We start from the raw sequence: 24,319 nt of genomic DNA, 5'->3' as shown, positions 1-24,319 counted from the left end.
GAGAATCAGGCGCGGTCAGGCTGCAACGGCGCGACGATAGACCCGCCAGTCGCCATAGGAGGAGATGTCTTCGGCATCGCCGACCGCGACAGCCTCGCAGAGGAAACCCTTTACGCTGCTGCCATCCTCCAACGTCACCGTGCCGATGCCGAGCGGGCCGGGAATCGCCGCCGTGAAGGCGCCAAAAGCGGCCAGCGGCAGCGACCACAGCTCGCCGCAGATGGAAACGCCTGCACTGCTGCCGATGCGCACCAGGCCCGGCCGCGCCGTGCCCTTTTCCTTCAGGCGATAGAGACGGTAATCCGCCGCCGTGCGGCATTCGCCGACCAGATGGCCGCCCAGGCCCAGCAGCTGCGGATTGAGCGGCTCGCCGGTCATATGCGCCCCGAAGACGGCGACGGTGACGGCGGGATAGCTGGGCATCGGGGCCACGGCCGCCGCCGGCTGCGGCACGCCGGTGGCGCCGAGCGCCACGCCGCTGAGCTGGTGGAAGGCATGGCCGAGCGCGGCCAGCTGCGCCTCCTGGAAACGCGGCGCGATCAGGGTGATGCCGGCCGGCAGGCCGTTGGGCTGGAAGCCGTTGGGCACCGCCAATGCTGCGAGATCGAAGTAGTTCACAAAGTTGGTGTAGACGCCGAGATTGCTGTTCAGCGTCACCGGATCGGCTTCGAGTTCGGCGACCGTGTAGATGGTGCCGCTGGTCGGCACCACCATGCAGTCGATGTCGGTCCAGACCGGCGCCGTCTGCTGCTTCAGTTCGGCCAGGCGATAGAACAGGCGATGCACCTCGGCGCCGGTGGCCTGCAGGCCCTTCTCGATGATGCCGCGCGTCACCGGATGCATGTCGGCCGCATGCGCCTCCATGAAGGTGGCGGTGGCCGCGGTGCGTTCGGCGGTGCCGGCTGGCTGGTAGAGGAAACCGGCGGCTTCAGCAAAGGGGGTATAGTCTACCTCGATCGGGGTACCGCCCATCACCTGCAGACGCGCGATCGCTGCATCGAACAGACGCTCGGCCGCCGCATTGCCAAAGAACTTGCGCTGGTCCTTGCGCGGCAGGCCGAAGCGGAAGCTCTGCGGTTTCGCCGGCGTGACGCTGCGCCAGCCCGGCGGTGCTGCGCGACTGTAGCCGTCAGCCGCATCGAAACCGGCCGCCACATCCTGCACCGCCATGGCGTCGGGCACCGTGAGGGCGAAGATCGAAAGGCAGTCGAGCGAACGGCAGGCTGGCACCATGCCGCTGCTGCTCAGAAGGCCGATGCTGGGCTTGAGGCCGACGATGTTGTTGAAGCCGGCCGGCACACGACCCGAACCGGCTGTGTCGGTGCCGAACGAGAAGCTGACGAGACCGGCGCTGACCGCCACCGCCGAACCGGAGCTGGAACCGCCGGGGATATAGTCGGCGTCGAAGGGATTGCGCGCCACGCCATAGGGACTGCGCACGCCGACCAGGCCGGTGGCGAACTGGTCGAGATTGGTCTTGCCGATCAGGATCGCGCCGGCATCGAGCAGACGCTGCACGGCGAAGGCGGTCTTCTCCGGCGTATAGGCGAAGGCCGGACAGGCCGCCGTGGTGGGCAGACCGGCCACATCAATATTGTCCTTCACCGCAAAGGGCACGCCCCAGAGCGGCTGCACTGGCGAGGGTCCGCTTTTCTCAAGCTGTGCGGCGCGCGCCAGTGCGCTCTCGCGCGGATTGAGCGCGATCCAGACGCCGTCATCGCCGCGCGCCGCGATGGCGTCATAGATGGCAGCGATCACGGCGGCAGGGGTCGCTTTGCCGCCGGCATAGGCCTCGCGCAGGGCGGTCAGGCTCAGCGATCCGGTCGGGATAATGTCAACGGCAGGCATGCGCGGCATCCTTCAGAGCGGGATTTCCCTGTCATGTATGCAATCCCCATACCGACGGTAAACTACGATAAATCCATAGCTTTTCAAATAACCCCTGTTGCAGAAATAATCATTATCGACATGCATTTGTCTATATTTTAATCATTGTATTCAATCTGCTGAAATCTGGCCTTGCATGCCGCTGACGGGATTCCCCAAGCCCGATCAGACGATTACCCGGAGAACCCGTCCGCAGGCGGCGCATGGCACGCACGTTGCAATTCAGACCACAACAAATCGTATGCAAGCAACGGGGGCCCTGCCATGCAACGCCGCGTATTCCTTTTCGCATCATCCGCCATTGTTGCCGCCGGGCTGATCGCCGCGGCGGCCCTGCCGGCCCGGGCGCAGACGCGCCAGGAAACCCTGCTGGTGGTGGTCGAAGCCGGCATGAACAATCTCGACATCCATGGCGTCGGCACCAGCGGCCGCTCCTATGTCGCGGCCTGGAATATGTACGACCGCCTGGTCACCTTCGGCCGCAAGACCCTGCCTGATGGCACGCTGTCCTACGACTACAGCAAGATCGAACCGGAGCTGGCCGAGAGCTACACCGTGGCGCCCGACGGCACGTCGGTGACCTTCAAGCTGCGCCAGAACGCGACCTTCCACGATGGCGCGAAGGTGACGGCGAAGGACGTGAAATGGTCCTACGACCGCGCGGTGAGCGTCGGCGGCTTCCCCACCTTCCAGATGGCGGCCGGTTCGCTCACCAAGCCCGAGCAGTTCGTCGTCGTCGACGATTACACCTTCCGCGTCGACCTGCCGAAAAAGGACAAGCTGTCGCTGCCCGATATGGCCGTGGTGGTGCCCGCCATCTACAACTCCGAACTCGCCAAGAAAAACGCCACGGAAAAGGATCCGTGGGCGATGGACTGGATGAAGACCAACGACGCCGGCAGCGGCGCCTACAAGCTGGAAAAGTGGACACCCGGCCAGGAAATCAGCTTCACCCGTTTTGACGACTGGAAAAGCGGCCCGCTGCCGAAGATGAAGCGCGTGATCATCCGCGACGTGCCCTCGGCCGGCAACCGCCGGGCCCTGATGGAACGCGGCGATGCCGATATCTCGCTCGACATGCCGCAGAAGGACTCCTCGGAAATCTTCGCCGAGAAGGGCTCGGGCAAATATATCGTGGTCGGCGTGCCGGTGGAGAATTCGCTGAAATACATCGGCATGATCACGACGGCGAAGCCCTTCGACAATGTGAAGGTGCGACAGGCCGTGGCTTATGCCGTGCCCTTCGAGCAGATTGCCAAATCCGCCATCTACGGCCGCGGCAACATGATGTATGGCGCCACCGGCACGGTGCCGAAGGATGCCAGTTGGCCGCAGCCTTTCCCATATAACATCGACCTGGCCAAGGCCAAGGCACTGCTGACCGAAGCCGGCTATCCGGACGGCTTCGAGACAACCATCTCCTTCGATCTCGGCGATGCGACGGCGGACGAGCCGACCGCCGTGCTGCTGCAGGAAAGCCTGGCCAAGATCGGCATCAAGGCCAGCATCGAGAAGATTCCGAGCGCCAACTTCCGCAACGCCATGCTGCAGAAGAACCGCCCGATCCATATCGCCAGCTTTGGCGGCTGGCTGAACTTCCCCGACTACTACTTCTACTGGGGCTATCACGGCCAGAATGCGGTGTTCAACACCATGGCCTACCAGAACAAGGCGATGGACGCGCTGATCGACGCCGCGCGCTTCGAAAGCGACCCGGCCAAGTACAAGGAGCAGGTCACCGGCTTCATCAAGATGTCGATGGAGGAAGTGCCGCGCATTCCGCTGTACCAGCAGATGCTCGATGTCGGCATGCAGAAGAACATCAAGGGCTATACCTACTGGTTCCATCGCCAGCTGGATTTCCGCCAGTTCGAGAAGCTGTAAGGGCCGGGGAAGACGGCAGGTAGAGCAGGAAGGCGACGATGCTGCGGCTGATCGGCAAGCGACTGGTGGGGGCGTTGCCCAGCGTGATCGGCGTGCTCATCGTCACCTTCCTGCTGACCCGCGCCCTACCCGGCGACCCCGCCGTGTTCTTCGCCGGACCGGCGGCCACGCCGCAGGCCATCGAAGAGGTGCGCAAGAGCCTTGGCCTCGACAAGACTTTACCTGAGCAGTTCGTCGTCTACCTGAAGGACCTCGGCCGCGGCAATCTGGGCAACTCGATCGCCACCGGCCAGCCGGTGCTGACCGAAATCCGCACCCGCCTGCCTGCCTCGCTCGAACTCACGCTCTACGGCCTGCTGGTCTCGGTGCTGATCGCCGTGCCGCTCGGTGTGCTGGCTGCCACCAGGCCCGGCTCATGGATCGATCACCTGTGCCGCGTCGTCACCACGGCCGGCGTGTCGCTGCCCGCCTTCTTCACCGGGCTTCTCCTGGTCTATGTGCTGTATTACCTGCTGGGCTGGGCGCCGGCGCCGCTCGGCCGGCTCGACATCTTCTTCTCCGCGCCGCCCAACATCACCGGTTTCTACACCATCGACGCGCTGCTGGCCGGCGAGGGCGAGACCTTCCGCGCCGCGGTGGCGCAACTGCTGCTACCGGTGACGGCGCTGGCGATCTTCACGCTGGCGCCGCTGGCTCGCATGACCCGCGCCGCCATGCTGGAGGTGCTGGGCAGCGACTTCATCCGCACGGCACGGGCCTCAGGCCTGCCGAAAGCCAAGATCGTCTACGGCTATGCCTTCCGCAACGCCATGCTGCCGGTGGTGACCACGCTGGGCATGGTGTTCTCCTTCCTGCTCGGCGCCAATGTACTGGTGGAGAAGGTATTCTCCTGGCCCGGCATCGGCACCTTCGCCATCGAGGCGCTGGTGGCATCCGACTATGCGCCGATCCAGGGCTTCGTGCTGACCATGGCGCTGCTCTATGTGGCGCTCAACCTGGCCATCGACATTCTCTATATCGTGATCGATCCGCGCGTGGGTTTTGAGGCATGAACGCGACGCTGAAGCATATCCGCTACGTGCTGACCGAGAATCCGGTCACGCTGTTTGCCTTCTCGCTGTTCGCCTTCATCCTGATCTGCGCCATCCTCGGGCCGTATCTGGCGCCCTATAATCCGCTCACCACCAATGCGGCAATGGCGCTGAAGCCGCCCTCGGCGGCGCACTGGTTCGGTACGGATTCACTCGGCCGCGACATCTTCAGCCGCGTGCTGGTCGCAACGCGGCTTGATCTCGGCATCGCTTTCGCCTCCGTGATCCTCACCTTCGCGATTGGCGCCCTGGCCGGCATCGCGGCCGGTTTCTTCGGCGGCTGGGTCGACCGCGTGGTCGGCCGTCTGGCCGATACCATCATGGCCTTCCCGCTCTTCGTGCTGGCCATGGGCATTGTCGCGGCGCTGGGCAACAGCGTGGGCAACATCGTGCTGGCTACCGCCATCATCAACACGCCGCTTTACGCGCGCGTCGCCCGCGCCGAGGCCAATATCCGGCGCAATGCCGGCTTCGTGGAGGCCGCACGGCTGTCGGGCAACGGCGAGGGCCGCATCCTGCTGCTGCAGATCCTGCCCAACATCCTGCCGATCCTGATGGTGCAGTGCTCGTTGACCATGGGCTACGCCATCCTCAATGCGGCCGGCCTCTCGTTCATCGGCCTTGGCATTTCGCCGCCGACGCCGGAATGGGGCATCCTGGTGGCCGAAGGCGCCGCCTTCATGATCTCGGGCGAATGGTGGGTGGCGCTGTTCCCCGGCCTGGCGCTGATGACGGCGGTCTTTTGCTTCAACCTGCTGGGCGACGGCCTGCGTGACATTGTCGACCCCCGGAGGCGCACATGAGGGCGCCGACCAGATATACAGTGGGGCGCAGAACATGAGCGCTGTCCCCGTCCTCGCCGTCGACAATCTCAGCGTCGAATTCCGCACCCGCGGCGGCATCGTCAAGGCGCTGGAGCAGGTCAGCTTCAGCATCAACAAGGGCGAAATGGTCGCCATCGTCGGTGAATCCGGCTCGGGCAAATCGGTCACCGCCTTCACCGTCATGGGCATTCTGGATGCTGCCGGCCGCGTCAGCAACGGCACGGCCAGCTTCGGCGGCCTAGACCTGCTGCAGGCCAAGGAAAGCGCGCTGCGCGACATCCGCGGCCGCGAGATGTCGATGATCTTCCAGAATCCGCGCGTGGCGCTGAATCCGATCCGCCGCGTCGGCGACCAGATCGCCGATGTGCTGCTGCAGCATGGCAATGTCACCCGCCGCGAGGCGCCGCAGCGCGCCATCGACATGCTCGCGCGCGTGCGCATCCCCGATCCGCAGCGCCGCGCCAAGGCCTATCCCTTCGAACTCTCAGGCGGCATGTGCCAGCGCATCATGATCGCCATTGCGCTCTCCTGCTCGCCCAAGCTGCTGATCGCCGACGAACCGACCACTGGCCTGGATGTGACCACCCAGGCGGCGATCATGGACCTGATCGCCGAACTGGGCGCCGAGCAGGGCATGTCGACACTGCTCATCACCCACGATCTCGGCATGGCGGCGGAATACTGCGACCAGATCGTGGTGATGCATGCCGGTCATATCGTCGAGGCGGCGCCGACGGCGACGCTGTTCGCCCATCCGCGCCATCCCTATACCGCCAAGCTGATCGCCGCCACGCCGCGTCCGACCATCAGCCTGGCTGACCTGGTCGCCATTCCGGGCAATCTGCCCGACCTGCGCGCCGCACAGATTCCCACCTGCCGCTACAGCCTGCGCTGCGAACGGCGACAGGACCGCTGTGAACAGGCCCTGCCGCGCGTGCTGGGCAACGAAAGGGGCAGCACTGTCGCCTGCTGGAATCCGCTATGAGCGATCTGTTCAACAAACCGCTGCTCGATGCCCGGGCGCTGTACAAGCATTTTCCCGTCGGCAAGAAGCCCGGCCTGTTCGAGCGTGCACGTGGGGCGGCAAAGCCGCCGGCGATGCTGCATGCCGTGGATGACGTCACCTTCACCATCGACAAGGGCGAGACGCTCGGCCTGGTCGGCGAGAGCGGCTGCGGCAAGTCGACGCTCGTGCGCCTGCTGACCCGCCTGCTCGATCTCACCGATGGCAGCATCCAGCTGGATGGCGAAGAGATCGGCCATCTGCCCGCCAAGGGCTTTGGCAAGAGCCCCTACCGCCCGCGCATCCAGATGGTGTTCCAGGATGCCGGCGACAGCCTCAATCCGCGCTTCACGGCTTTTGCCGCCATCGCCGATCCGATCCAGCGCCTGAAGCCGTTGAACCGCGCCGCGCTGAAGGCCCGGGTGGAAGACCTAGCCGCCATGTGCGGCCTGCCGCTGGAACTGCTCGGCCGCTTTCCGCACCAACTGTCGGGCGGCCAGAAGGCGCGCGTTGGCATTGCACGCGCCATCGCGGTGGAACCGGACCTGCTGATCCTGGACGAACCGACGGCGGCGCTCGACGTCTCGGTTCAGGTGGTGATCCTGCAACTGCTGGAAGACCTGAAGCAGCGGCTGGGCATGAGCTATCTGTTCGTCAGCCACGATCTTAATGTCGTGCGCCTGCTCTGCGACCGCGTCATGGTGATGTATCTGGGCAAGATCGTAGAGACCGGCCCGGCTGAGCAGGTATTCCGCAACCCGGCGCATCCCTATACCAAGGCGCTGCTCTCGGCGATTCCGCATTTCGACCAAGTGAAGGGCAGCGGCGGCCCGGCCGCACCGCGCCTGCGCATTGCCGGCGAGCCGCGCAGCCCGATCGACCCCTCGCCCAAGGTCTGCCGCTTTTACGGGCGCTGCCCTGGCGGCCAGGAGTCCTGCGCAGAGAGCATGCCGCTGCTGCAGGCGGTGGGACGCGGACATTCGGTTGCCTGTCACTTTCCGGTGGCCGATACTATGGCGGTCGTCGACGACCCGTTGATTGAGGATGTTGCATGAGCAAGGACCCGTTCAATCCCGAAGCCTATATGGTGGCTGCCGCCGACGCGCTCGGGATAGAGATAGAAGACACCTGGAAACCCGGTGTGATCGACAATCTGGTCCGCTCGCGCGCCATCGCCCAGGCTTTCCTGGGCCAGCCGCTGCCCGACGACACCGAACCGGCCCCCGTCTTCAAAGCGTAAAACCATGAGCATCGACTGGCAGAGCAAGGCCCATGACATCGCCGCGGCCGTGCAGGGCGGCAAGCTTTCGGCCACCGAGGCGCTGCGCGTGTCGCTGGCGCGCATCGAGGCCACCAATCCGGCCCTGAACGCCTTCACGGCCGTCACCTCCGAACGGGCCCGCGCGAAAGCTGCCGCCATCGACCAGGCGCGGGACGAAGGCAAACCGCTCGGGCCGCTCGCCGGCGTTCCCTTCGCGGTCAAGAACCTGTTCGACGTGACCGGTCTGGCCACCCTGGCCGGCTCGAAGATCAACCGCGATCATCCGACCGCGAAAGCCGATGCAACGCTGATCCAGCGGCTGGAAGCCGCCGGCGCCATCCTGGTCGGCGCGCTGAATATGGGCGAATACGCCTATGACTTCACCGGCGAGAATGTGCATTACGGCCCCTCGCGCAACCCGCATGACCCCAGCTGCATGTCGGGCGGCTCGTCCGGCGGCTCGGGCACCGCCGTCGCCTCGGGCATGGTGCCGCTGGCGCTTGGCTCGGATACCAATGGCTCGATCCGCGTGCCCTCCTCGCTCTGCGGCCTGTTCGGCCTCAAGCCGACCTTCGGGCGGCTGAGTCGCTATGGCAGCTTTCCCTTCGTGGCCGATCTGGATCATCTGGGTCCGATGACGCGCTCGGTCGTCGACCTGGCCCTGTCTTACGATGCCATGCAGGGACCGGACAGCCATGACGCCTGGTGCGCCCAGCGGCTGAGCGAACCGGTCAGCGCCAAACTGGATGCCGGCATCGATGGCCTGCGCATCGCCATCGCCGACGGCTATTTCGCCGACCAGGGCGATGCCGAAGTGCATGAAGCGGTTGCCGCCTTCGCCAGGGAGCTGAAAGCCGAAGCGCGCGTCACCATCCCGGAAGCCGAGCGTGGCCGGGCGGCGGCCTATGTGATCACCGCCACCGAAGGCGCCAACCTGCATCGCGAACGGCTGAAGACCCGGGCCGACGACTTCGATCCCGCCGTGCGCGACCGTTTCCTCGCCGGCCTGATGCTGCCCAGCGACTGGCTGGTGCAGGCGCATCGCTTCCGCCGCTATTACCAGACCCGCGTGCTGGAGGTCTTCAAGGATGTCGACATCATCCTGGCGCCGGCAACGCCGCGTGTCGCGCCCAAGCTCGGTCAGGTGATGATGACGCTGAACGGCGTGGAGATGCCGGTGCGCGCCAATCTCGGCCTGTTCACCCAGCCAATCTCGGCCATCGGCCTGCCGGTGGTGGCGGCGCCTTACGCGGATCGCAAGGGGATGCTGCCGATCGGCGTGCAGATCATCGCTGCCCCCTGGAAAGAAGAACTGGCCCTGCGCGTCGCGCGCCGGCTGGAGCAGAGCGGCATTGCCGCCTCGTTGGCTGTTTAAACAGAGGACCGCATGGACATCAATCTCCCCGACGTCGTTGCCGAAATGACCGCTGCCTTCATGCGCTATGAAAAGGCGCTGACTACCAACGACGTGGATGTGCTGGACGAACTGTTCCATAACAGCCCGCTGACCCTGCGCTATGGCGTCACAGAGAACCTGCACAGCTATGACGAGATCAAGGCCTTCCGCGCCGGGCGGCCTTCGGTCGGGCTGGAGCGCGATATCTTCAACACGCGCATCACCACCTATGGCCGCGACTTCGCCACGGCGAACACCGAGTTCAAGCGGAAGAATTCAACCAAGACCGGGCGGCAAAGCCAGACCTGGATCCGCACGGCCGAGGGCTGGCGGGTGGTCTCGGCCCATGTGAGCCTGCTGCAGGAATAGGATTACTGCAGCGGCAAAAGCTCGACGGCGACGCCGATGCGATGCGGCCCACCGCCCAGAACCACGCCACGCACCGGGCTGATATCGCCGTAATCCCGCCCTATAGCGGCGATCACATGCTCGTCCGAGCAGATCAGGTTGTTGGTTGGATCGACATCGATCCAGCCATGCTCCGGCCCGCACCAGACACTGACCCAGGCATGACTGGCATCGGCGCCCCGTAACCCGGTGCCCGGATCGTCGCCGGCGCGAACCGTGCGGATATAGCCCGAGACATAGCGCGCGGCCAGGCCAAGGCCGCGCAGCATAGCAATCTGCAGATGGGCGAAATCCTGGCAGACACCCGCGCGCTTCTGCATCACGGTTGCCACCGGCGTGAAGATGTCGGTGGCGGCGGGATCGTAGCGGAAATCTTTGAAGATGCGCTCGGTCAGTTCGCGCACGGCGGCCAGCACCGGACGGCCCGGCGGAAAACTGGCGGTCGCATAGGCGATGATGGCATCGTCGGGTTCTGCCATCGGCGAGTCCTGAACGAATTCGCTCTCCGTCACCGGTTCGGGGAAGCCGTCGCCTGACAGCGCATCGCGTAAGGATTCCCAGGCCGGCGTGGCGGCCGCATCCGGCGGCTGCACCGGGTCGACCTCGATCTCGGCGCGCAGCTCCACATCGAAACGTGTGTGCGATTCCGCGATCGCGAGATAAGCGATGCGGTTGCCGAAATGATCATGCTGTTCGCGCAATATGCCGGAATCGGGATTGGTGCTGACGCGGCAGCTTTTCACCCGCTGGCGCGGCAGATCGGGCAGCGCCAGATGCAGCATGTGATGCGAAATATCGACCGCCCAGGAGTAGCTGTAAGAGGTGGTATGGCGCAGACGGTATTTCATCAGGAGCCGAACCCGAAACTGCGCGCCACCTGGACATGGCTGAAATAGGTCCGCGAGAGCTGGTCGGAAATATCCATCAGCGCATCGCAGGCGGCATCCAGGCTGCCGCGCAGGCGCGATGCCAGATGGATCATCTCTTCGCGCGGAATGTCGTCGCGGTCGAACAATGCCACCAGATCGGTGAACGGCCGCGCCAGCGCCATGCAGTCGGCGCCGCGCGGCGGCGCGTCCGGATTGGGCAGGGCATCCAGATGCTGGGCCATGGCATGGAGCTGGAAGGCCAGAGCATGTGGATTGCTGGCATCGAGCAACAGCAGATCGAAGACGGCGGCCGGCTGCAGGGCGGCGCGATAGCGGCGGCGGTAGGTGAGCGTGGAGTCGCTGACTTCCAGCGCGATGCGGAAGGCGCTGTCGTTGCTGTTGCCCAGCACGGTGGTGGCGGCCGAGACGCTGCGAGCGATGAAGATGGCGCGCTCCAGACGGCGGCCGAAATCGAGGAAGCGCCAGCCCGAACCGCGCGTCATGTGTTCCGACAGCATGCCGGCGATGGCCGCGGTGGCGCGGATCATCTGGTCGCAGAATTGCAGCATGGCATCGGCGTCACCGGTGGCCGCCGCCCGGCTCTGCCGCAGCTCGCCCAGCAGATGGTTGAACATGCGCCACATATCAGCCGAGAAGCGATGTCGCGCCACAGCCGCCAGCCGCTCGATGGCATCCAGAGTCTGGCCGAGCAGATGGCCCGAGGTGCAGGCCCGCGTGATCGTGGTGGTGAATAACGCAGAATCGGGCGGCGCAGCGGCCGCCTTCTGGTCAACGATGCCGCAGCGGACGAGCGCGCGGGCCAGCACCGCCATCTCCACCAGATCGCGGGCCGAGGAGAATTCACCGACCAGGCGCGACAGCACCGCGCGCAGCAGACGGGCGCCATCATCCAGACGCTCGACGCTGCGGCCGAGCCAGAACAGATCGTCGGCAACGCGGCTCTGCAGCGTGCCCGACGAGCGGCGCAGTGTCAGACGCTGGCGCGTGGCCGTGCCGCGGATGATGGTGGGCGCTTCGTCCTTCGCCACCACCCAGACATCCTTGTTGACGCCGCCGCGCTGCAGGGTGGCACCGAAGGGATCGTTGTTCTGTGGCACCCGCGCCAGGCCGCCGGGCATCACCACATAGCCGTCGCCATCGGCGACCACCTGCACGCGCAGCAGGATCGGTTGCGGCTCCAGGCCATGCTCGCCCAGACCCGGTGAGACCGACGGCACGATACGCTCCTGCGCCACGTAATCGGCTGGCCGCGCCTTCACCTGCGCCAGCAGGCTGGCCTTCTCGGCTTCCGAAAGGCTCGCCACCGACACAGGCTGGTCCTGCAGGCCATAGGCGCCGCGGATCACCAGTGTGTCGAAGCGTTCTTCCACTTCTTTCAGGGCATAGGACTGGCCGCACCACCAGGTAGCGACCGACGGCATGGTCAGCTCCTGGCCGAGCATCTGCTGCGCCAGACCGGGCAGGAAAGCCTGCAGCGCCGGCGCGCCGACCAGACCGCTGCCGATGGCGTTGCAGACCGCAATCTGGTTGTTGCGCGCCGCCTGCAGCAGGCCGACGGCGCCCAGCGTGGAATCGGCGCGCAGCTCCAGCGGATCGCACCATTCGCCATCGAGCCGGCGCACGATCACATCCACCTGCTCCAGACCGGCCAGCGTCTTCATGAAGATGCGGCCGTCGCGCATGGTGAGGTCGGCGCCTTCCACCAGCGTCGCGCCCAGTTCGCGCGCGATGTAGATATGTTCGAAATAGGCTTCGTTATACGGGCCGGGTGTCAGCAGCACGATGCGTGGGTTGTCGGCACGGCTCGGCGAGCGCGCCGTCAGATCGGCCTGCCAGTATTCGAAATAGGTGTTGAGCGCGCGCACACGGCACTGGCGCAATGCGCCGCCCAGCAGACGCGACATCACGCGGCGGTTTTGCAAGGCGTAACCCGCACCGGCCGGCGCCTGCGTACGGTCGGCGATCACGCGCCACAGGCCATCGGGCCCGCGCACCAGTTCGGCCGCGTAATGCTGCAGCATGCGGCCCTGCGGCCGGCCATCGGCGTTGCGCGCAGCGCGCAGGAAATCGCGATGCCCGTAGACCAGCGCCGGCGGAATGCGATGATCGCGCAACAGCGTCATCGGCCCATAGAGATCGCGCAGCACGGCATCCATCAGCTGCGCGCGCTGGATCAGGCCGGCCTCGATGCCGGCCCATTCCTCGGCCGAGAGCAGCACCGGCACCGGATCGAGCCGCCACGGGCGCTGTTCCGGCAGAGGCGGCGCGATGGCGCCGCCGGTGCTGTCGGGCAACTCGTAGAGATTATAGGTGACGCCCTCATCTTCCAGATACTGGCGGCCGCGTTCAGCACGCTCGGCCAGACCGGCGGCACCCAGCTCACTCAAGGTCGCCAGCAGGGGCTGCCAATGGGCACGGATGATGCCCTGGCCGGTGACCATCTCGTCATAGGCGTTGGCCAGATCCGGCGGCAGCGCGGCCGGAGGCGCAACTCGGCCAGCCGGTGAACGGGCGGCCGATGGACGGTCCTGAGCCTGCAGAGGCGAATTCATCACGGCATCGGCATTCGATGGGGTCGAATCGGGCGCCGAATGTTACCCCGTTCGCAGGTCGAGGGTAAGCGGCTGTTCGCGCGAGGGATGCGCGGCCGGGGCCGGCATGCGGCCCGGCGTATGCCCCATGCTGAAAAAGCGGGCACGGCGGCGAGCTTCGGCCTCATTGGCGTTAACCGGGAAGGTATCGTAGTTGCGTCCGCCCGGATGCGACACGTGGTAGGTGCACCCGCCAAGCGAGCGGCTGTTCCAGCCGTCGAACAGATCGAAGACCAGCGGGGTGTGCACGGGGATCGTGGGATGCAGGGCGCTGGGCGGCCCCCAGGCCTTGTAGCGGATGCCGGCAACATATTCGCCGGGCACGCCGGTGGCGCGCAGCGGTACCGCCTGGCCGTTGCAGGACAGCACATGGCGCTCATCGACAAGACCCTTCACCTTTACCTGCAGGCGTTCGACCGAACTGTCGACATAGCGGGCCGTACCGCCGGCCGCCGCCTCTTCACCCAGCACATGCCAGGGCTCGAGGGCGTGGCGCAGCTCCACCTCCAGGCCACGGGCGGCAAAGCCGCCGATGCTGGGGAAGCGGAATTCGCCATGGGCGGCGAACCAGGCCGGATCGAAATCGAAGCCGTGCTGGCCGAGGTCTTCCAGCACATCGTGGAAATCCTGCAGGCAGAAATGCGGTAACAGGAATTCGTCATGCAGGCGCGTGCCCCAGCGCACCGGCTTGCGCGTATAGGGCGCCTCCCAGAAGGCGGCGAGCAGGCCGCGCAGCAACAGCTGCTGCGCCAGGCTCATGCGTACATCCGGTGGCATCTCGAAGGCACGCAGCTCGACCAGACCCAGCCGGCCGGTGGGACCATCGGGCGAATAGAGCTTGTCGATGCAGAATTCGGTGCGGTGGGTGTTGCCGGTGATATCGACCAGCACGTTGCGGAAAATGCGGTCGACCAGCCAGGCTGGCGGGTTCTCGCCATGCTTGGCCACCTGGTCGAAGGCGATCTGCAGGTTGACCAGCGCATCGTCGCGGCCCTCGTCGGCGCGCGGATGCTGCGAGGTCGGCCCGATGAACTGGCCGGAGAAGAGATAGGAGAGCGAGGGGTGGTTCTGCCAGTAGCCGACCACGCTGCGCAACAGATCGGGACGGCGCAGGAAGGCGCTGTCGGGCGGAGTCCCCGCGCCCATCACCACGTGATTGCCACCGCCGGTGCCGATATGGCGGCCATCGAGCATGAACTTCTCGGTGCCGAGCCGGGTCTGGCGTGCTTCTTCGTACAGCACCGTCGTCTTCTCGGCCAGCTCGCGCCAGCCGGCAGAGGGATGAATGTTCACTTCGATCACACCGGGGTCGGGCGTGACACTGAAATTCATCAGCCGCGCATCGCGGGGCGGCAGATAGCCTTCGATCACCACCTTTTGCCCGAGGGTAGCGGCCGTATCTTCGATCGCCGTGACCAGATCGAGATAATCCTCCGCCAGTTCCAGCGGCGGCATGAACACATGCAGAAGGCCATTGCGCGGCTCGATGCACATGGCGGTGCGCACCACCTGCGAGTCCGACTGCTGATTGGCCGGCAACGGCTTCTGCTCGCGCGGCGCGGTCGTGTAATCGCGGCCCTTGGCCCAGTCCTGCATGCGGTCTGTGACCGTGCGGCTGGCCTGGCGCATCAGCGCATGCGGCGGCAGCGGCGGCTGCTCCGTCATGGTGTCGGGCACATGCTGGTAGGGATAATCCTTCGCCGCCACCCAGGGCAGGGAATCCAGCGGCAGGCGCAGGCCCATCGGTGAATCGCCCGGCAGCAGATACATGGTCTGCGGCCGGAAGAACCACGGGCCCGAACGCCAGCGCTTGGCGCCATTCGCAGTCGGCTCGCGGGTCAGCGGCAGCGCGTAGCCCACGGTCTTGTCGAGACCCTGTTCGAAAATCCGCGCCAGCCGCGCGCGCTCCAGCGGATCTTTCAGATGCGACTGGAAGGGATCGACATTCACCGGCAGGCGTCGTTCGCGCCACAGGTAATACCAGAGGTCCTCGAAGCCGGGGATGCGATAGCCGGGATCGACCTGCAGCCGTTCCGCCAGCGTCGCTGTGAAGATATCGGCCTGCTGCGGCGTGGCGCCGGCACTGGCGTCATCATCGGCCGCAAGCAGATCGCGCTCGCGCCAGACCGGTTCGCCATCCTTGCGCCAGTGACAGCTCAACGCCCAGCGCGGCAACTGTTCGCCCGGATACCATTTGCCCTGGCCGTAATGCAGCAGCGGCGCAACGGCGAAGCGGTCGGCCAGACGGCGCAGCAGCTTGCCGGCGTAATGGCGCTTGGTGGGTCCCAGCGCCGCCGTATTCCACTCCTCGCCTTCCATGTCGTCGATGGAGACGAAGGTCGGCTCGCCGCCCATGGTCAGCCGCATGTCGCCGGCATTGAGCTGCTTGTCGACGGCATCGCCCAGCACCAGCATCTTCTCCCAGGCCTCGTCGGAGATCGGCTTGGTGACGCGCGGCGTTTCAAGAAAACGCGTCACCTTCATCTCGTGGCCGAACTCGACCTCGGCCTTTTCCAACGCGCCGCTGATCGGCGCCGCCGATTGTGGTTCGGGCGTGGCGGCCAGCGGGATATGACCCTCGCCCGCCATCAGGCCCGATGTCGGATCGAAGCCGATCCAGCCGGCGCCCGGCAGATAGACTTCCACCCAGGCATGCAGATCGGTGAAATCGGCAGTCGGACCGGACGGCCCATCGAGCGCTTTCACATCCGCGACCAGCTGGATCAGGTAGCCCGAGACGAAGCGCGCGGCGAAACCCAGATGCCGCAGCGCCTGCACCAGCAGCCATGAGGTATCGCGACAGGAGCCGCTCTGCAGCTGCAGCGTCTGTTCGGCGGTCTGCACGCCGGGCTCCATGCGGATGAGATATTTGATCTCGTCCGCCAGGCGTTGGTTCAGGCCGACCAGGAAATCGATGGTACGCTTTTTCTCGCGCGGCACCTTGGCCAGCCAGGAGCTCAGGTGGCGGCCCGGCGGGTCGACGCGCTGGAACGGCGCAAGGTCTTCCTTCAGCGCGGGGTCATAGTCGAAGGGAAACTCTTCCGCCTGCGGCTCGAGGAAGAAATCGAAGGGATTGATCACCGCCATATCGGCGACCAGATCGACCGTCACCTCGAAATGGTCGGTACGTTCGGGGAAAACCAGACGGGCCAGGTAATTGCCCTGCGGGTCCTGCTGCCAGTTGATGAAATGGTCCTTGGGGGAAACGGTCAGCGAATAGGACAGGATCGGGGTGCGGCAATGAGGCGCCGGACGCAGGCGGATCACCTGCGGCCCCAGACTGATTACCTTGTCGTAGCGGTAGGTTGTACGGTGATGAAGGGCAACCTGGATACTCATACCGGCACGCTCATGACTGGCTTTCCCCCGGGGTGTCTGGCCAGACGATGCAATCGGTATGCCGGCCGGCTGTCCAGTAGAAAACGCCAGAAGCTGCCGGGAGTTGCCCCTCTCGGCAAACTAGGGGCGGTTTTTTAGGCAGCCGGCCTAGAAGCCGGCAGCCGCACCGTCGCTGCGCGGATCGGTGGCGCCTTCCAGCACGCCGTCCGCATGCCGAACAATGGCGCCGGCATGGCCCATGGTGCCGGTGAAGGCATCCAGGATTTCCACATTATGACCGGCCGATTTCAGGGCTGCGACCAGCGCCGGCTCGAACCGGTTTTCCAGCTTCAGCGTCACGCTGTTCTCGCCCCAGGTCTTGCCCAGCAGCCAGCGCGGCGCGGTGATCGCAGCCTGTATGCCCTGTCCGTACATGGCATATCTGCTGTAGACCGCCGCCTGGGTCTGCGGCTGGCCCTCGCCGCCCATGGTGCCATAGACCATCGTGCGGCCATCCTCGAACCGTGCCATGGCCGGGTTGAGCGTGTGGAACGGCATACGGCCAGGCGCAAGCCGGCGCGGGCCCTCACCCTCCAGCAGGAAGCTGGAGCCGCGGTTCTGCCAGTTGATGCCGGTTTCATCGAGTACGCAGCCGGAGCCGAATTCGAAATAGATCGACTGGATGAAGCTGACAGCCACGCCGTTGCCGTCGATGGCGCCCATCCAGGTGGTGTCGCCGCCAGAGGCCGGCTGCGGCCAGGCGAGCGCGTGCTGGCGGTCGATCTTGGCAGCCAGCATATCGAGCAGCGCCGGTTCGAGATACTTCTCGGGTGCTTCCGGCATGCTGTCGGGATCGCCGACGATGCGGTCGCGGATCAGGAAGGCCTGCTTGGTCGCCTCGACCAGCCCGTGCAGGTAGTCGAAGCCTTCGGCCTCGCGCACACCCAGACGCTCGAACAGCGCCAGGATCATCAGCGACGACAAGCCTTGCGTCGGCGGCGGGAAGTTGAACAGCCTTGCCGCCTTGAGCGCGACGCTGAGCGGTGGACGGCGGCGCGCCTGATGCCGAGCCAGATCGTCAGCACTGACCGGGCTCCCGACTTTCGCCAGATCGGCAGCGATCGTTTTCGCCAGCGCGCCGCGATAGAAATCTTCCGTGCCAACCGCACCGATCTGTTTCAGGGTCGCGCCGAGGGCCGGCAGCTTCATCAGGCTGCGTTCGGCCGGCGGCTTGCCACCGGGCAGGAAGCGCGCGGCAAAGCCCGGCTGGTCCTGCAATTCAGGCTGCTTCTGCTTTGTCAGGTCATACTGGCTCTGGGTGACGGCGAAACCGTGTTCCGCATGCCAGACCGCATCTGCCACCAGACGCGACAGCGGCAGCTTGCCGCCCAGTTCGGCGCTCAGCTTCAGCGCCTCGCCCCAGCCGCTCACCGTGGCGGCCACTGTGTTGGCCGCCAGCGGCCCACGCCAGGGAATGCTGCTCAGGCCCTTGCTTTTGTATAGTTCCGGCGTAGCAGCCGCAGCGGCACGGCCGCAGGCTTCGACCGCGACCGGGTCTTTACCGGGCGCCGCAATCAGCCAGAAGCCGTCGCCGCCGATGCCGGTCATATGCGGATAGACCACGGTGAGCGCCGCTGCCATCGCCACGGTGGCCTCGATGGCATTGCCGCCCTCGCGCAGGACGGCAAGCCCGGCCTCGGCGGCCAGATGATGCGGCGCGGTGACCATGCCCCGGCGGGCGCGCGGTGTGTTCAGCATTGGGGAAACCTCAGGGAAGTCTTTGTCCGATCAATGCGACGCACGGATCGCGGCGTCAAGGCCGATGCAACTCGGCCTGCGGCCGGGTGAAGCTGCGCCGGCCGCGCTTGAGCCCGAACAGCGGCGGCGCCAGTTCGGCCACGGCGCGGGCCGGGGCAAAGGCATCCAGCACCACCAGATCGGCCGGATTGCCAACCGTAATGCCGTAATCCTTCAGGTTGAGCAGCTTTGCTGCCTGCGCCGTCACCATATCGAGGCAGGCGGCCATTTCCGCCGGCCGCCCAAGTTGCGCAATATTGGCGTAGAGATTGGCCATGCGCAGCAGCGAGCCGTCGCCAAACGGCGTGAAGGGGTTCAGCACATTGTTGGTCGACAGCGAGCAGGTGACGCCCCAGCTGCTCAGGCGATGGGCATGGGTCACGCCGCGCGGGATATTGTGGTCATGGCCGCGGCCCATCAGGAACAGGTCGGTGGCGGGCAGGACGGTGACGGCAACGCCGGCCTCTTTCAAACGCTGCGCCACGGCTTCAAGCTGCGCCGGGGGCAGAGCGGAAAGTTTGGTGACATGGCCGATGGCGACACGACCCGCCATGCCATGGGCCCGAGTCTGGCGGCAGACCTCATCCAGGCTCATGCGCGACGGGTCAAGATCGAAATCGAGATGGAAATCGATGTCGGTACCGAAACGCCTGGCGATCTCGAATATCCGCGCGATCTGACCATTCGGATCGCTGTCGGTATAGGGGCAGCCGCCGATCAGGTCGGCGCCGGTGTCCATGGCCTGAATGAGCAACTCTTCGGTGCCAGGGTCGTTCAGCAGGCCTTCCTGGGGGAAGACGCAGATCTCCAGATCGATGGCCCAGGCGTAATCGGCCTTCAGGCGCCTGATCGCGGCGAAGCTGCGCAGGCCGATGCGCGGATCGATTTCCACATGGGTGCGCATGCGCATGGTGCCCTGGAGAATGGCTTTCTCCAGCGTGGCCCTGGCCCGCGTATAGACATCGTCTTCGGTGAAGGCCTTTTTTGCAATGGCGACTTCGGCGATGGCATCAGCCAGCGTGCCTTCACTGCTGCAGCGTTCGAGGATGCAGGATTTGTCGAGATGCACATGGGTTTCGACGAAGCCCGGCACGACGAGCCGCCCGCCGATATCCTCGACCGGGCCCTCCCCGGCCAGACCGGCGGCGATGGCGGCGAAGCGGCCGGCCTGCAGGCCGAGATCGACCGGGGCATCATGGCCGGCCAGACGGGCATTGCGGAGAATCAGATCGAAGCGCATGACGCTGTTATAGCTCAATCCGCCGCATGGCCAAGATAGGCAGCTTCCAGCGCCTTGTCGCCGCGCAGCGCTTCGGCGCTGCCCTCGCGCACCACGCGGCCGGATTCCAGCACATAGGCGCGATCCGCCACCGCCAGCGCCAGCACGGCCATCTGGTCGACCAGCAGGATGGTGACCCCTTCGTCGCGCAGATCGGCCAGCACCGAGAAAACCTCGTTGATGATGGTGGGCGCCAGGCCCAGCGAGGGTTCGTCCAGCATCATCACGGCAGGCTTGGCGATCATGCCGCGCGCGACGGCCAGCATCTGCTGTTCGCCGCCCGAGAGAAGCCCGGCACGGCTGTGCAGGCGTTCGCGCAGACGCGGGAAGCGCTGCAGCAGGGCGGCGACTTCTGCTTCGGGCTTCACATCTTTACGCGTATAAGCACCCAGCAGCAGATTGTCGATCACGCTGAGTTCGGGGAAGACCTGACGGCCTTCGGGCACCAGCACCAGGCCGGAAGCCGCGATCCTGTGCGCCGGCTGTTGCCGCAGTTCGGCGTCGTTGAGCAGTACAGAGCCTTCGATGGGGCGCAGCAGGCCGCTGATCGCGCGCATGGCCGACGACTTACCGGCGCCGTTGGCGCCCAGCAACGCCACCATCTCGCCCTGGCGGACATTGATGCTGAGCGTTTCCAGCACTGGCGCGGCCCCATAGCCCGCCGTGAGATTGACGGTGGCGAGCACCGCGTCGGCCGGACCCGACCAGGGCTGCGCCCGCGCGCGGCCGCTCATCTCGGCGCCACCGAGATAGGCCTTGATAACAGCCGGATTCTGCCGCACATCCGCCGGCGGGCCAGCCGCAATAGGCGTGCCGGCATCGAGCACCACGACATGGTCGGAAATGCCCATTACCAGCGTCATGTCATGCTCGACCAGGATCACGGCGATGCCGAGATCGGCGATGCGGCGCAAAAGCAGGCTGAGACTGTCCTTGTCGCCGCGCATCAAGCCGGCGGCGGGTTCGTCCAGCAGCAGCACGCGCGGCTGCGTGGCCAGCGCGCGGGCAATCTCGACCAGACGGCGATCCACATGGGGCAGCGCGGAAGCCAGCCGCGCCACCGGGCCGGTATAGCCGACGAAGGCCAGCAGCGCCTCGGCGACTGCGGCTTCATCGCCGGCCTTGCTACGACCGAGCAGGATGCCGAGCCGGCCACGCCGCAGCGCGATGCGGATATTGTCGAGTACGCTCAGATCGCCGAACAGCTGCGTGGTCTGGTAGGTGCGGGCGATGCCGGCCCGCCCGATGGCCCAGGCCGGCTGGCCCGCGAGATCGTCTTCCAGCCGGATGCTACCGTGATCGGGTCTGTAGAAGCCGCCGATCATGTTCAGCACGGTGGTCTTGCCGGCGCCGTTCGGGCCGATCACGGCGGTGACCTTGCCCGGTTCGGCCGCAAAGCCGACGCCATGGGCGGCGCGGATACCGCCGAAACTGATGCTGAGACCTTCAACGATCAGCGGCAGCGCCGAGGCCGGCTTCAGCCATGCGGCCAGATCGATGCCGTCATTCTGCGCCACGCGCGGATCTTCGCGACGGAACCGCGCCACCAGGCTGCCGATGATGCCGCGCGGCGCCGCCCAGAGCACGACGAGCAGCAGGATGCCGAAGAACAGCAGCCGGTATTCGGCAAAATCCGACAGCAGTTCAGGCAGACCGACGGCAACGATAGCGCCCAGCAGGGGCCCGAAGACCGAGCCGGCGCCGCCGATGATCACGGCGAGCAGGAACAGGATCGACTGGAAAAAGGGAAACGAGCTGGGCGCGATGAACATCATCAGCGGCGAGAACAGCGTACCGGCCAGGCTGGTCAGCGCGGCCGACAGCGCGAAGGCCGTCACCTTGATCACCACCGGATTGAGACCCAGCGACTGCGCCGCGACTTCCGAGTCACGCACCGCCCGCATCCCCAGGCCCCAGGCGCTGACACTGAGCCGGTGATAGAGCGCGAAGGCAAAGCCGGCGAGCAACACAGCAAAGATCGCCATCTCGCGCTCGCCAAACGAAATGCCACCGAGCGCCGGCGGCAGAATGCCCATCAGGCCGTTCGAGCCACCGGTCAGTTCGCGCCATTCCACCGCGCCATGCTCGATGATAAAGGCAAAGGCGATGGTGACCATCGCCAGATAAGGCCCCTTCACCCGCAGCGCCGGCAGTGCCAGCAGGAAACCGACCGCGCCGCCGAGCAGGCCGGCGGCAGGAAAGGCCAGCCAGAAGCTGATGCCCTTCAGGCTGAGCACCGCCGTCGTGTAGGCGCCGATGGCGTAGAAGCCGACATGACCGAGCGAGACCTGGCCGGTGAGGCCGAGCAGGATATTGAGGCCGACACCGACGGTGGCCGTCATCGCCACCAGGGCAAGGACCAGCAGCATGTAACCCTGGGCACTGCCCGACAGCAGGATGCCAAGCGCGGTGAGCAGCAGGATGGCGATGGGTATGATGGGACGCGAGGTCATGGCGTCACACCTTCTTGACGCCGGCGCGGCCGAGCAGGCCGTTGGGCAACAGCGCCAGCGCGACGATGACAATGGCAAAGCTCAGGATCTGCGTATAGACCGAGCCGAGCGAGACGGTGATGGTGGCTTCCATCAGGCCGAAAACCAGACCGGCCAGCATGACGCCCCAGGCCGAGGTCATGCCGCCGAGAATGGCAACGGCAAAAGCCTTGATGCCGAACAGCGTGCCCATATCGGAATGCACGGCATAAAGCGGCGCGATCAGCAGACCGGCAAGGGCAGCGAACAGCGCCGAAACGGCAAAGGAGCCGGCAATGGCGCCACGCACGTTGATGCCCATCAGGCGCGCGGCATCGGCATTCTGCACCACCGCCAGCAGCGCCTTGCCGTGCCGGGTGCGCTGCATCAGCTGCTGCAGCGCCACGGCCATGGCAAGGCCGACCACGGGAATCACCAGCTGCAGCGGATAGACGCCGGCACCGAAAATCTCCACCGGCTTTGTGGCCAGGGCGGAGGGGAAGCTGCGCGGCTCCTTGCCGTAGGTGAACAGCACGATGTTATCGAGGATGATGCCGCCGGCCACCGTGGCCATCAGCCAGGCATTCGAACCGCGTTCGGCAAAGGGGCGCACCAGAAAGCGCTCGACCACCAGGCCGAAGATGGCGCAGAGCAGCAGGCTCAGGCCGATCGCCACCGGCATCGGCCAGCCATAGCGCACGCCGAAGACATAGCCGAGCACGGCGCCCAGCATGACGACGCTGCCCTGACTGAAATTCACGGTGTTGGAAACGGTATAGGTGACGTGATAGCCGAGCGCGATCAGGCCGTACATGGAGCCCAGACCGAGGCCGGAAATAATGGCGGACGTTACAAGCATGGCGGTTGATCCCGCTCTGGCATGAGAATCGAAAACCGGGCCGGTTTTGCAACCGGCCCGGCGGAAACGGACTCAGTTGGTCAGCGGCAGGATTTCCGGGCCGACGAAGCGGGTGAAGATGTAGTCCTTCGGGCCGAGCGCATCCTGGTTGTCGGTCGAGAAGGGCTTGAAGTAGTTCTTGATCAGGCCGTCATACTTATCGATGGCGTAGAAGCCGTGACGGACCTTCGGGCCTTCGGTGCTGCCGGCCTTGGTGATCGCCAGGGCACTCAGATGCAGGGCATCATAGGCATTGGCAATGCCGACCGCCGGCGTCACATCGGCGGTGCTCTGGATTTCCGGGAACTTCTTCTTCAGGGCGGCGAAGACCTGCTCGCCCTTGGGCGACAGTTTGCCCGAGAAGCTGAAGGTCTGAATGAAATGCACCTTGGGCGCGCTGGCACCGGCCAGCTCGTTGAAGCGGCCGCCGGCCGGGCCCCAATGCGAGACGATCGGCACATCCCAGCCCATACGATCGAGCGACTTCACCACGATGGAGGACGGCGCCACGTTGCCGACCATGAACAGCACATCGGCGCCGGCCGCCTTCAGTCGGGTCAGCTGCGGCACCACATCGACATCGGGATCGTTGAACTTCTCGATCCCGGCATATTTCATGTTCATGCCGGCCAGGGCCTTCTTCAGGCCGGCCTCGTTCGACTCGCCCCAGGAATTGTTGATCAGGATCATGCCCGGGGTTTTGGACTTGTATTTGGCGACCGCGTAATCGACCAGCGCCTGGTCGACGATCTCGTCGACGGCAGAGACGCGGAAGGCGTAGTTTTCGGGCGCGCCGTTGCGGGTGATCGGGGTGCCGGCCGCCCAGACGCCCATGAAGGGCACCTTTTCGGCATTGATGAAGGGCACGATGGCCATCGAGACCGGCGTGTCGAGACCGCCGAACAGCACGGCCACCTTCTCACGCTGCACCAGTTCGCGCGCCGCCAGCAGGCCCTTGCCCGGGTTGCTCTCGTCGTCGCGCCGCACCAGTTCCAGTTTCTTGCCGAGCACGCCGCCCTTGGCGTTCACCTCGTCGATGGCGATGGTGAGGCCGCGGGTGATCGCCTCGCCCGACTTGGCCGACTGGCCCGAAAGGGCTGCGACCAGTCCGATCTTGATGCTGTCCTGGGCGACAGCCGGGAGCGGCGCAGCCATGACCGCAAGGCCAAGGGCTGCGACGGTGCCGAGCGCCAGACGCCGGGTGAGCGTCATGGACGTAAATGGTTTGGAGTAGTGCGGAGCGGACATGCGGAGCCTCCCGGGCTGAGTTTGATCCGCCTTGATGTTCGCAAGGCACATGCCAGAATTTAAACTATTGATT

Annotated in this window: 17 protein-coding genes; 8 read left to right on the top strand and 9 right to left on the bottom strand. The window is 65.6% G+C overall.

Annotation, left to right across the window (positions count from 1 at the left end):
• Positions 1-15 precede the first annotated feature (15 nt).
• Complete coding sequence (atzF, locus tag AC1ROT_RS13295; RefSeq protein WP_492999530.1) at positions 16-1,848, bottom strand: allophanate hydrolase; 1,833 nt, start codon at positions 1,846-1,848, stop codon at positions 16-18.
• A gap of 303 nt (positions 1,849-2,151) precedes the next feature.
• On the opposite strand from atzF, the gene AC1ROT_RS13290 reads away from it, so the two are divergent.
• Genes AC1ROT_RS13290 through hpxZ form a run of 8 tightly spaced genes read left to right on the top strand, consistent with a single transcriptional unit; the run spans position 2,152 to position 9,715 of the window.
• Positions 2,152-3,771: an ABC transporter substrate-binding protein gene (locus AC1ROT_RS13290; RefSeq protein ID WP_492999528.1), complete on the top strand. Its 1,620-nt coding sequence runs from the start codon at positions 2,152-2,154 to the stop codon at positions 3,769-3,771.
• Between the two features lie 38 nt (positions 3,772-3,809).
• Complete coding sequence (locus AC1ROT_RS13285) at positions 3,810-4,823, top strand: ABC transporter permease (RefSeq protein WP_492973307.1); 1,014 nt, start codon at positions 3,810-3,812, stop codon at positions 4,821-4,823.
• Positions 4,820-5,665: an ABC transporter permease gene (locus tag AC1ROT_RS13280; RefSeq protein WP_492973308.1), complete on the top strand. Its 846-nt coding sequence runs from the start codon at positions 4,820-4,822 to the stop codon at positions 5,663-5,665. Before AC1ROT_RS13285 ends, AC1ROT_RS13280 begins: the two co-directional genes overlap by 4 nt.
• Positions 5,666-5,699: 34 nt before the next feature.
• Complete coding sequence (locus AC1ROT_RS13275; protein ID WP_492999527.1) at positions 5,700-6,671, top strand: ABC transporter ATP-binding protein; 972 nt, start codon at positions 5,700-5,702, stop codon at positions 6,669-6,671.
• Positions 6,668-7,744 carry an oligopeptide/dipeptide ABC transporter ATP-binding protein gene (locus AC1ROT_RS13270; RefSeq protein ID WP_492999526.1) on the top strand — a complete coding sequence of 359 codons (1,077 nt, stop codon included), beginning with the start codon at positions 6,668-6,670 and terminating at the stop codon, positions 7,742-7,744. Before AC1ROT_RS13275 ends, AC1ROT_RS13270 begins: the two co-directional genes overlap by 4 nt.
• Entirely contained in the window at positions 7,741-7,929 is a 189-nt protein-coding gene (locus AC1ROT_RS13265) for a DUF4089 domain-containing protein (RefSeq protein ID WP_492999525.1), read from the top strand. The genes AC1ROT_RS13270 and AC1ROT_RS13265 overlap by 4 nt, the downstream gene beginning before the upstream one ends.
• Positions 7,930-7,933: 4 nt before the next feature.
• Positions 7,934-9,325, top strand: coding sequence for an AtzE family amidohydrolase (locus AC1ROT_RS13260; RefSeq protein ID WP_492999523.1), 1,392 nt, complete (start codon positions 7,934-7,936; stop codon positions 9,323-9,325).
• 12 nt (positions 9,326-9,337) lie between these two features.
• Positions 9,338-9,715, top strand: a complete 378-nt coding sequence (gene hpxZ / locus AC1ROT_RS13255; RefSeq protein WP_492973313.1) for an oxalurate catabolism protein HpxZ — start codon at positions 9,338-9,340, stop codon at positions 9,713-9,715.
• 2 nt (positions 9,716-9,717) lie between these two features.
• Here the strand turns inward: hpxZ and AC1ROT_RS13250 are convergent, their stop codons facing one another.
• The 8 genes from AC1ROT_RS13250 to AC1ROT_RS13215 form a co-directional block, all read right to left on the bottom strand.
• A complete protein-coding gene (locus AC1ROT_RS13250) occupies positions 9,718-10,602 on the bottom strand; it encodes a transglutaminase family protein (protein ID WP_492973314.1) in 885 nt (294 codons plus the stop codon).
• Positions 10,602-13,196 (bottom strand): circularly permuted type 2 ATP-grasp protein, encoded by a 2,595-nt coding sequence (locus AC1ROT_RS13245; RefSeq protein ID WP_492973315.1) that lies wholly within the window; start codon positions 13,194-13,196, stop codon positions 10,602-10,604. Before AC1ROT_RS13245 ends, AC1ROT_RS13250 begins: the two co-directional genes overlap by 1 nt.
• A 42-nt stretch (positions 13,197-13,238) precedes the next feature.
• Positions 13,239-16,574, bottom strand: a complete 3,336-nt coding sequence (locus AC1ROT_RS13240; protein ID WP_492999521.1) for a transglutaminase family protein — start codon at positions 16,572-16,574, stop codon at positions 13,239-13,241.
• A gap of 147 nt (positions 16,575-16,721) precedes the next feature.
• A complete protein-coding gene (locus AC1ROT_RS13235; RefSeq protein WP_492999519.1) occupies positions 16,722-18,311 on the bottom strand; it encodes a gamma-glutamyltransferase family protein in 1,590 nt (529 codons plus the stop codon).
• Positions 18,312-18,366: 55 nt separating this feature from the next.
• Entirely contained in the window at positions 18,367-19,590 is a 1,224-nt protein-coding gene (locus tag AC1ROT_RS13230; protein WP_492999517.1) for an amidohydrolase family protein, read from the bottom strand.
• 14 nt (positions 19,591-19,604) lie between these two features.
• Positions 19,605-22,082, bottom strand: coding sequence for a branched-chain amino acid ABC transporter ATP-binding protein/permease (locus AC1ROT_RS13225; RefSeq protein ID WP_492999515.1), 2,478 nt, complete (start codon positions 22,080-22,082; stop codon positions 19,605-19,607).
• Between the two features lie 4 nt (positions 22,083-22,086).
• Positions 22,087-22,959 carry a branched-chain amino acid ABC transporter permease gene (locus AC1ROT_RS13220; protein ID WP_492999513.1) on the bottom strand — a complete coding sequence of 291 codons (873 nt, stop codon included), beginning with the start codon at positions 22,957-22,959 and terminating at the stop codon, positions 22,087-22,089.
• Between the two features lie 72 nt (positions 22,960-23,031).
• Positions 23,032-24,246: an ABC transporter substrate-binding protein gene (locus AC1ROT_RS13215; protein WP_492999512.1), complete on the bottom strand. Its 1,215-nt coding sequence runs from the start codon at positions 24,244-24,246 to the stop codon at positions 23,032-23,034.
• Between the last annotated feature and the right edge of the window lie 73 nt (positions 24,247-24,319).

The sequence above is a fragment of the Ferrovibrio sp. GW821-FHT12E11 genome, from assembly GCF_058806975.1.
This window is presented reverse-complemented; position numbering and strand designations above follow the sequence as displayed.